This window comes from Phytohabitans rumicis, from assembly GCF_011764445.1.
Taxonomy (GTDB): Bacteria; Actinomycetota; Actinomycetes; order Mycobacteriales; family Micromonosporaceae; genus Phytohabitans; species Phytohabitans rumicis.
In genome coordinates this window covers 5,831,156-5,840,000 of record NZ_BLPG01000001.1, presented here as the reverse complement: position 1 = coordinate 5,840,000, position 8,845 = coordinate 5,831,156, and the positions used below count along the sequence as shown (strand labels likewise).

Annotated in this window: 8 protein-coding genes and 2 tRNA genes (1 of these 10 only partly in view); 2 read left to right on the top strand and 8 right to left on the bottom strand. The window is 68.9% G+C overall.

Features of this window, described 5'->3' with window-relative positions:
* Positions 1 to 527 carry the 5' portion of an EamA family transporter gene (locus Prum_RS26580; protein ID WP_173078966.1) on the bottom strand. 307 nt of this gene lie to the left of the window's left edge, so the window shows 527 of its 834 coding nt (coding positions 1-527); it begins with the start codon at positions 525 to 527; the stop codon falls past the left edge of the window.
* 41 nt (positions 528 to 568) lie between these two features.
* Between Prum_RS26580 and Prum_RS26575 the strand changes: the two genes are divergently transcribed.
* On the top strand, positions 569 to 1,159 hold the full coding sequence (locus Prum_RS26575; RefSeq protein ID WP_173078965.1) for a helix-turn-helix domain-containing protein: 591 nt from the start codon (positions 569 to 571) through the stop codon (positions 1,157 to 1,159).
* A gap of 6 nt (positions 1,160 to 1,165) precedes the next feature.
* On the opposite strand, the gene clpX is transcribed toward Prum_RS26575, so the two are convergent.
* From clpX to Prum_RS26550, 5 genes are all read right to left on the bottom strand, one after another.
* Positions 1,166 to 2,461, bottom strand: coding sequence for an ATP-dependent Clp protease ATP-binding subunit ClpX (clpX, locus tag Prum_RS26570; protein ID WP_173078964.1), 1,296 nt, complete (start codon positions 2,459 to 2,461; stop codon positions 1,166 to 1,168).
* 191 nt (positions 2,462 to 2,652) lie between these two features.
* Positions 2,653 to 3,315, bottom strand: coding sequence for an ATP-dependent Clp protease proteolytic subunit (locus Prum_RS26565; protein WP_173078963.1), 663 nt, complete (start codon positions 3,313 to 3,315; stop codon positions 2,653 to 2,655).
* Positions 3,316 to 3,325: 10 nt separating this feature from the next.
* Positions 3,326 to 3,970 carry an ATP-dependent Clp protease proteolytic subunit gene (locus Prum_RS26560; RefSeq protein ID WP_173078962.1) on the bottom strand — a complete coding sequence of 215 codons (645 nt, stop codon included), beginning with the start codon at positions 3,968 to 3,970 and terminating at the stop codon, positions 3,326 to 3,328.
* A gap of 100 nt (positions 3,971 to 4,070) precedes the next feature.
* Positions 4,071 to 5,426 carry a trigger factor gene (gene tig, locus Prum_RS26555; protein WP_173078961.1) on the bottom strand — a complete coding sequence of 452 codons (1,356 nt, stop codon included), beginning with the start codon at positions 5,424 to 5,426 and terminating at the stop codon, positions 4,071 to 4,073.
* A 130-nt stretch (positions 5,427 to 5,556) separates the two neighbouring features.
* Positions 5,557 to 5,630, bottom strand: a tRNA-Pro gene (locus Prum_RS26550).
* A gap of 346 nt (positions 5,631 to 5,976) precedes the next feature.
* On the opposite strand from Prum_RS26550, the gene Prum_RS26545 reads away from it, so the two are divergent.
* Positions 5,977 to 6,047: transfer RNA gene (locus Prum_RS26545), tRNA-Gly, on the top strand.
* 55 nt (positions 6,048 to 6,102) lie between these two features.
* Here Prum_RS26545 and Prum_RS26540 read toward each other — a convergent pair.
* Both Prum_RS26540 and Prum_RS26535 read right to left on the bottom strand, forming a co-directional pair.
* Positions 6,103 to 6,351: a hypothetical protein gene (locus Prum_RS26540; RefSeq protein WP_173078960.1), complete on the bottom strand. Its 249-nt coding sequence runs from the start codon at positions 6,349 to 6,351 to the stop codon at positions 6,103 to 6,105.
* A 187-nt stretch (positions 6,352 to 6,538) separates the two neighbouring features.
* The gene (locus Prum_RS26535) at positions 6,539 to 8,809 is read right to left on the bottom strand and encodes a hypothetical protein (protein WP_173078959.1); all 2,271 of its coding nucleotides are present in this window, start codon (positions 8,807 to 8,809) and stop codon (positions 6,539 to 6,541) included.
* Positions 8,810 to 8,845 lie beyond the last annotated feature (36 nt).

Here is an 8,845-nt window from a genome sequence, read left to right as displayed (position 1 = left end):
AGCGGCCACATGCCGGCCTCCGCGCTCGACTGCCCGAGCAACGCGAAGAAGAGCCCGAACAGCGCCCCGGCCAGCAGCGACAGGCCGATCAGCCGCGCGGTGACGGCGGACCGCCCAGCACCAGGGCCCAGGCTGACGAGCGCGATGGCAACGACCGCCAGTCCGGCGCCGCCGAGGGCCATCGCTCCAGGGGTACGGTCCGTGAGCAGTCCCGCCGCGATAGGTACGACTGCCGCGGTCACCGCCGTCACCGGGGCGACCACGGCCATGGCGCCTGCGGCGAGTGCCCGGTAGAGCAGCACGATCCCGGCGAAGCCCGCCAGGCCGGCGCCGGCGCCCCAGGCCAGATCGGCTCCCGTGGGCGTGCCCGGCACGAGCAGCACGCACACCAGCAGCGCCGGCAGGCAGAGCAGTTGCGAGACGACGGTGACCGTGAGCGGCCGCGCGCGCTGCGACGCCTTGCCACCGGAGAAGTCGGCGGTGCCCCACACCAGGGCGGAAACGGCGGCGAGCACAATGGGAGTCACCGTGCAGTCGTACCATAATGTTGACCGCGAAGGACAATGAATTGACCGATACTGTGGCGGCCCTCACCGCGGCGGTCGCGGGGCACGTGCGCGCGATGCGCACCGCCCGCGGCTGGTCACTGGACGAGCTCGCCGGCCGGTCCGGGGTCAGCAAGGGCATGGTCGTGCAGATCGAGGCGGCCCGTACCAACCCGAGCGTCGGCACCCTGGTCCGGATCGCGGACGCGTTCGGCGTGACCGTGGCGCGGCTGCTGGAGCCGGCCGAGGAGCGCACCGTACGCGTCTCTGCCGCCGCCGACGCACCGCTGCTGTGGCGCGGCGGCCAGGGTGGGTTCGGGCGGCTGCTGCGCGGCATGAACGACCCGAACTTCGTGGAGCTGTGGGAGTGGTCCTTCGCCCCCGGCGAGCGGCACAACTCGGCCGAGCACGCGCCCGGCACCCGCGAGGTGCTGCATGTGCTGTCCGGCGAGCTGAGCGTGACCGTCGACGGCGGCGAGCACGTGGTGAGCACCGGGCAGACGATCGACTTCCTCGCCGACCGGTCACACGTCTACCGGAACAAGGGCGCCGAGCCCGTACGCGTGCTCATGGTCGTGGTGGTGCCGTCCGGCGAGTGGGACCGGCGAGCCTAGCCAGAGCTAGGCGGTCTTTTCCTCGCGGTGCTCGCGCCGGCGGCGGCCGGTGAACTCGCGGGGCACGATCGTCGGGTAGACGTTTTCCATCACGACCTCGCGGGTGATCAGCACCCGGGCCGCGTCGGGGTTGCTGGGCACCTCGTACATCACGGAGAGCAGGACCTCTTCCATGATCGCCCGCAGACCACGGGCGCCAGTGCCACGGAGCATGGCCTGGTCGGCGATGGCCTCCAGCGCGGCGATGTCGAACTCCAACTCCACGCCGTCGAGCTCGAAGAGCCGCTGGTACTGCTTGACGTAGGCGTTGCGCGGCTCGGTCAGGATCTTGATGAGCGCCTGGCGGTCGAGGTTGCGCACCGTCGTGATCACCGGGAGCCGGCCGATGAACTCCGGGATCAGCCCGAACTTGAGCATGTCTTCGGGCATGACCTGGCTGAAGATGTCGTCGGTCGACCGGTCGGAGACCGCCCGCAGGTGGGCGCCGAAGCCAAGCCCGCCCTTGCCGACGCGCGACTCGATGATGCGGTCCAGCCCGGCGAACGCGCCGCCACAGATGAACAGCACATTGGTCGTGTCGATCTGGATGAACTCCTGGTGGGGGTGCTTGCGACCGCCTTGGGGCGGCACGTTCGCGACGGTGCCTTCCAGGATCTTCAACAGGGCCTGCTGCACGCCCTCGCCAGAGACGTCACGGGTGATCGACGGGTTTTCGCTCTTTCTTGCGATCTTGTCAACCTCGTCGATGTAAATGATGCCGGTCTCTGCGCGCTTGATGTCGTAGTCAGCCGCCTGGATGAGCTTGAGCAGGATGTTTTCGACGTCTTCGCCGACGTAGCCGGCCTCGGTCAGCGCCGTGGCGTCCGCGATCGCGAACGGCACGTTGAGCATGCGGGCGAGCGTCTGGGCCAGGTGCGTCTTGCCGCAGCCGGTGGGGCCGATCAGCAGGATGTTGGACTTGGCCAGCTCGACCGTCTCGCCACCGGACCCGGGCGCGCCGGCCGCCTCGGCCTGGATGCGCTTGTAGTGGTTGTAAACCGCCACGGCGAGGGCCTTCTTCGCCTGGTCCTGGCCTACGACGTACTGGTCGAGGAACTGGCAGATCTCCATGGGCTTGGGGAGCTCTTCCCACTTGACCTCGCCAGACTCGGCCAACTCCTCCTCGATGATCTCGTTACAGAGATCAATGCACTCGTCGCAGATATACACGCCGGGGCCCGCGATGAGCTTCTTGACCTGCTTCTGCGACTTACCGCAGAACGAGCACTTGAGTAGGTCGCCACCGTCGCCGATCCGTGCCACCTACGTTCTCCCTGCGCTCATCGGCCGGTGTGCCGGCCCTGGCCTGAGGACGGTCTTGCCTCATTGATCACGATCGCCTGTGCTGTGCACCTCGACGTTACCCGCTGCTCGGGGTTTCTCCGACCCCCAAATTGGGTGTGTCAGGGGCCGCCAGTGTAAGCCCACCGGCCGACCCCTGACTCCAGGTCGCGTCAGCTCGCGCTGGACGCGGCGACGAGGCCCTTCTTACGGCTGGCGAGCACGGTGTCCACCATGCCGTACTCCTTGGCCTCATCGGCCGTCATGATCTTGTCGCGGTCGATGTCCTTGCGGACCTTCTCGATCGGCTGGCCCGAGTGAGTCGCGATCATGTCCTCGAGCTGGGTGCGCATCCGCATGATCTCGCGGGCCTGGATCTCGATGTCCGAGCCCTGCCCGTAGCCGCCCTCGGTGGCCGGCTGGTGGATGATGATCCGCGAGTGCGGCAGCGCCATCCGCTTGCCCGGCGTACCGGCGCCGAGCAGTACGGCCGCGGCACTGGCCGCCTGGCCCAGGCACACCGTGACGATGTCCGGGCGGACGTACTGCATGGTGTCGTAGATCGCCGTCATCGCCGTGAACGACCCGCCGGGCGAGTTGATGTACATGGTGATGTCGCGGTCTGGGTCGGTGCCCTCCAGCGTGAGCAGCTGCGCCATCACGTCGTTGGCCGAGGCGTCGTCGACCTGCACACCGAGGAAGATGATCCGGTCCTCGAACATCTTGTTGTACGGGTTGGACTCCTTCACCCCGTACGACGTGCGCTCCACGAACGAGGGAATGATGTACCGGTTGTGGACCTCGCGGAGGCCCGCCGGGATCTGAAGCTCAGTCATGGTGTCTTCCTCAGCTCAACGTGCCGGCGCCGGAGGGGACCTGGGTCGCCCCGGTGATCACGTGGTCGATGAACCCGTAGTCCCGGGCCTCCTGTGCGGTGAACCAACGGTCGCGGTCCGAGTCGGCCTCGATCTGCGGCTGGGTCTGCCCGGTGTGGAACGCCACCCGCTCCTGGAACATCCGCTTCGTGTAGAGCATCTGCTCCGCCTGGATGGCGATGTCGGACGCGGTGCCGCCCATGCCACCCGACGGCTGGTGCATCATGATCCGCGCGTGCGGGAGCGCGAACCGCTTGCCCCGGGTGCCGGAGCAGAGCAGGAGCTGGCCCATCGACGCCGCCATGCCCATCGCGATCGTCTGCACGTCGTTGTCGATGAACTGCATGGTGTCGTAGATCGCCATGCCCGAGTAGACCGAGCCGCCTGGCGAGTTGATGTAGAGGTAGATGTCCCTGGTGGGGTCCTCCGCCGCGAGCAGCAGGAGCTGCGCGCAGATGCGGTTGGCCACCTGGTCGGTCACCTCGCTGCCCAGGAAGACGATCCGCTCCTTGAGCAGGCGGTTGTAGACCGTGTCGTCGAGGTTGCCACTGAGTGCGTCGCCACCGCGGGCCTCGATCGCCCGCGTGGGCATCGCTGGGAAGTGCTGATCGGTCATGGCAAGCCCTTCGCAATTGTCTCCGTACGACCGACCTTATCCACTGTTGGTAGCCACGGCCGCCACGTTCGCTCTCAGCGCACGCGGCAGGTCGTACCCGTCAGTGGTCGTGGTCGTGATCGTGCTCGTCGGCGCTCCCGCCGCGCAGCTCGTCCATGCTCAGCTCGTTGCCGGCGGAGTCCTTGATCTTCACGCGCTCCATGACCAGCGCGAGCGCCTTGCCCCGACGGACGTCGCCGAAGACGGCGCCGGCGGTGCCGGACCGGACCAGCTGGTCGTAGTACTGCTGCGGCTGCACGCCGGCGCGCTGCGCGCGGTGCATGATCTCGTGGCCGAACTCGTCGTCGGAGACCTGGACCTCTTCGGCGTCGGCGAGCGTGTCGAGCAGCAGCTGGATCTTGACGCCCTCGGTCGCCGCCTCGGTGAGCTCGGTGTCGACCTGCTCCTCGGTCTTCTCCTCGGCCGCCAGGTATTCCTCCAGCGAGGCGCCGATCCGCTCCAGCTGGTCGACCATGGCCTGCTTGCGGTGGTCGACCTCTTCCTTGACTACGCCCTCCGGCGCCGGCACGTCGGCGGCCTTGACCAGCTCTTCGAGGGCCTTGTCGCGGGCCGCGTAGAGCTGCTCCACCTTCTTGACCCGGGTGACCCGCTCGCGGAGGTCGTTGCGCAGCTCCTCCAGCGTGTCGAACTCGCTCGCCAGCTGGGCGAACTCGTCGTCCAACTCGGGCAGCTGCTTCTCCTTGACCGTGCGGACCGTCACCGAGACGTCCGCGTCACGGCCGGCGAAGTCGCCGCCCACCAGCTGCGTGACGAACGACGCCGACCCGCCCGCCGACATCCCGACGAGGACCTCGTCGAGGCCCGGGAGCAGCTGCTTGCTGCCCACCTCGTGGGAGATGTTGGTGGCCGAGCCGCCCGGCACCTCGGTGCCGTCGACGGTCGCGGCCAGGTCGATCTGGACGTAGTCGCCGTCCTGGGCCGCCCGTTCCGCGGTCTTGAGGGTGGCGAAGCGCTCCCGCAGGCCGTTCACCTGGTCGTCGATCTCGGTGTCGCCGACCTGCAGCTCGTCGACGGTGATCTCCACGCCGGTCAGGTCGGGCAGCGTGATCTCCGGCCGCACGTCGATCTCGGCGGTGAACACCAGCGGCTCGCCGTCCTTGACCTCCGGGAACGCCTCCAGCTCCGGCCGGCCCAGCATCTTGACGTCGTGCTCGCGGACGGCCGCGAGGATCTGCGCCGGGATGGCCTCCTGGATGGCCTCATTGATCACGGCCTCACGGCCGACCCGCTGGTCGATCACGGCCGCGGGCACCTTGCCGCGGCGGAAGCCTGGGATCTGGACCTGGGATGCGATCTCCCGGTACGCCTTCTTGAGGCTCGGCTCAAGCTCGACGAACGGCACCTCGATGGCGAGCCGCACCCGAGTCGGGCTCAAGGTCTCGACGGTGCTCTTCACAGGCGTACTCCTCGATGGATCTTCTGACTTCCGGCATGCGTCTGGCGTGACGACGGCTCGGTCGAGTGTAGAACCGACTCGCCGGGCACGCGGCGGCCGGGCTCCCCCCGCACGGCCGCACAGATCACAGTCGGGGTGGCGGGATTTGAACCCACGGCCCCTCGCTCCCAAAGCGAGTGCGCTACCAAGCTGCGCTACACCCCGTGCGCGACAAAGTGTATGCGGTCCCCCTCCTCCTCCCATCCCGCACCCTCCTCCCTTCCTCCCCGCTTCCCGGCCCCTGTCCCCGGCCTCCCGCCCCTTTCCACGGCCTCCCGCCCCCTTTCCACGTCGATCAAGGCCCCTTTCCACGTCGATCAAGGACTTTCCACGTCGATCAAGGGCAAATGATCGTGCTTTGATCTCCGATCCACGACCTTTTGCCCTTGATCGACGGGAAAGTCCTTGATCGACGTGGCGGCGCGCCCGGGGTGGCGCCCCGGATACCGGACGCGCCGGCGCACACCGACCCAGTACGCTAGGTGCCGCACCCCGGACGGTCGGGGCGCACGCGGGCGTAGCTCAATGGCAGAGCTTCAGTCTTCCAAACTGACGGTGCGGGTTCGATTCCCGTCGCCCGCTCTCTTGCTCCTGCAGTGACCCATGAGGTGCGTGTGGGACGCGACGGGCGAGCCTGTCAGCGCCCGGCCAGCACGGCAACGATCGTGACGAGTGCCCCCACGATCGCGGCGACCTCGGCCGCGATCGTCAGCCTGCTCCGGCCGGTGCGGGCCTCGGTTGACGCCGTGGTGCTGGAGCCGGCTGCCGGTGGCGGGCCGACGCTGGCGGGACCTCTGCGCCGAACGACGCTCCTGACCAACAAGACCACCAAGATCACCAGCAGGACGAACGCGAGCGAGAAGATCCATCCGCCGAAGATGTCCATGCCTCGCCCCTCGATCCGACGCGCTCGGGCTTACCGTAGCCAGACCTGACGCCGAAAGCAGCCCTGCGCAGGACGGTCGCCGTCGGCGCGCTGCGGGCGGGTGGGAAGCCATCGCCGGCCGTCGGCGACGCCGGAGTAGATCGGGGCGCCCCTCACCGGCATGGGGGGCGCCCCGATCGCCGGTGGGTCAGGCGGCTCGGTGGGTGAGTTGGTAGGTCGCGTCGACGCCGTCCGCCTCCAGGATGACCGTCGCCGGGCCCGCCGGCAGCGGGCACGTGAACGTCCGGTCGGTCGACGGTGCGCTGCGGCAGTACCGGATGCCGGTGCCGTCGAACACCGACACGGTGGCGTCGCCGGTGCCCGCCGTACGCCGGAAGGTGAAGACCTCCCGGGCCGCGTGCTCGTCCGCCGGGATGGAGAAGCAGGCGGCGAACCGGGCGGCGCTCGTGTCGACCGTGGCGCCGTCGGTCGTACGCGGCAGGACCGGGCAGGCGGGTGCGCCGTCGATGCGCGGGAAGGCCACCTCGTACGCGCCGGTGGGGTACCCGCCGGCCGTACTGAGCACCGCGTAGAACGGCGCCGTGCCGGTCAGTTCACAGGATGCCTGGCGCAGGCCGTACGACGAGTCGCAGACCCAGTTTCCGGTCGAGTCCATCACTGTCACCATCGGTTGTCCGGCGCCGGTGGCGTTGCCGGGCAGGAGCTCGATCACCTTGGCGCCGGCCGGGCTGGACAGCTCCAGGCACTGGATCTGTCCGGCGCCGGTGAATTCGCCCCGATGTCCGGCGATCGCGGTGGCGTCGTCGGACACGCGCGGGCAGAGCGACGGAACGGCCGGCAGGAAGACCGTGGCGTACTCGAAATCGTTGTCGATCACGGTGTTGGTCTGCGAGCCCAGCAGGACCATCGTGTACCTGCCCGGCGTGGCGAAGTTGCACTGCGGGCTGCCGCAGACCCGCTGGCCCGCGCTGTCGTACACCTGGGCGTAGGTCTCGTAGTTCCGCACGTCGACGGCCTTGACGAGGTAGCTGCCCGGTGCGGTGACGTCCAGGATCCGGCAGCGGATGCCGCTCGGGACGGGGGTCAGGCCGTACGAGCCGGCCGTCCGGGTCGGGCACCCCTCGGGCGTGGAGAGGCGCCGGACCTGCAGCTTGTACGTGGCGTCCGCGCCCTGCTCGCCCCACTCCATCACGTACGAGATGACGCGGTAGCGGCCGGTGGCGGGGAGCACGCACCCGTCTTCGCCAGTCCAATCAGGACAGACCTCGGTGCCGGTGCTGTCCACGAGCCACGCGTAGACCTGGCTGTACACGGTCGGGGCGTAGTACGTGATGATGCGGTCGCCGGCGGTGCCGCGGATCGGCTGGCAGTTCGTCTGTACGCGCGAGGTCTGGTGCACCAGCAGCGCGGCCTGATCCCAGGAGGTGCCGGTGGTCGTGGCGCAGCCGGCGTTGGCGTAGAGCGCCGGTACGGCCACCTGGTACGTGACGGGGTCGCCCCACGTGTTCTGGTTCCGCACGAGCAGGGTGTAGCTTCCCGCGGCCGGCAGCCGGCAGGTGCGGCCGTTGGGGAGCTGGTACTTCTCGCAGATCGGCTGGCCGGCGTCGTCGTACAGGATCCACGAGACGTCCTGCAGCGGCTCGATCCGCATGCCGATCAGGCCGGCGGCCGGCGCCCTCAGCTTGTGGCAGGTGACGTTGGTGGACACGGTCGCGGTGGCGGCGGCGCTGCCCGGGTCGCCGAACCTGGTGGGCCGGATGACCGGGCAACCGACGGACTGGGAGAGCCGGGACAGCTTCAGCGTGTAGTCGCTCGCGTTCCCGTACGACTCGGCCAGGATGACCCGGTAGGGCCCGGGCCCGGTGAGCGTGCACGTCGTGGGCGCGTCGATGGGGCAACCCATCGGCTGGTACTGCGCGTCGAGGATCTGGCCACGCACGTCGCCGGCGCCACCGGGGTCGGACAGGTAAAGGACGGACCCGGCGGGCTGGTTGAACCGGAAGCAGGTGGCCGCCGTCCCGAACGGCAGCGTCCCCGTGACGCCCGGCGAGGCGAAGGAGAAGAACGCGTTGTCCAGCCGGGTGCAGGTGGACGGGGTGCGCGCCGACTCGACGGAGAGCGTGTAGCTGTTGGTGCCGAACCCCCACGCGAGCGACACCGTGATCGTGTACGTGCCCGCGGCGCCGACCTGGCAGGCCGAGGCGTAGTCGTCGGCCCTACAAACAATCTCGCCGTCGGGGCCGGTGAGCGGGGCGCTGAGCGGGTCCCCGGACCCGTCGATGAGCCTGGCGTAGAGCGTGTCCGAGTCTCGCCGGGTGGTCACCGTGAAGACGTGCTGCTGGTCGTCGGTGATCGCGGAACAGGTCACGATCTGGCCGAACGGCAGGGCTCCGCCGCAGTCGTCGGCCTGCCGGGCGGAAGCGGGAGCGGGAGCGGATGCGAGAAGAATCGCGAGCAACGCGAAAAATGACAGGGCAAACCGACTTATTCTCAT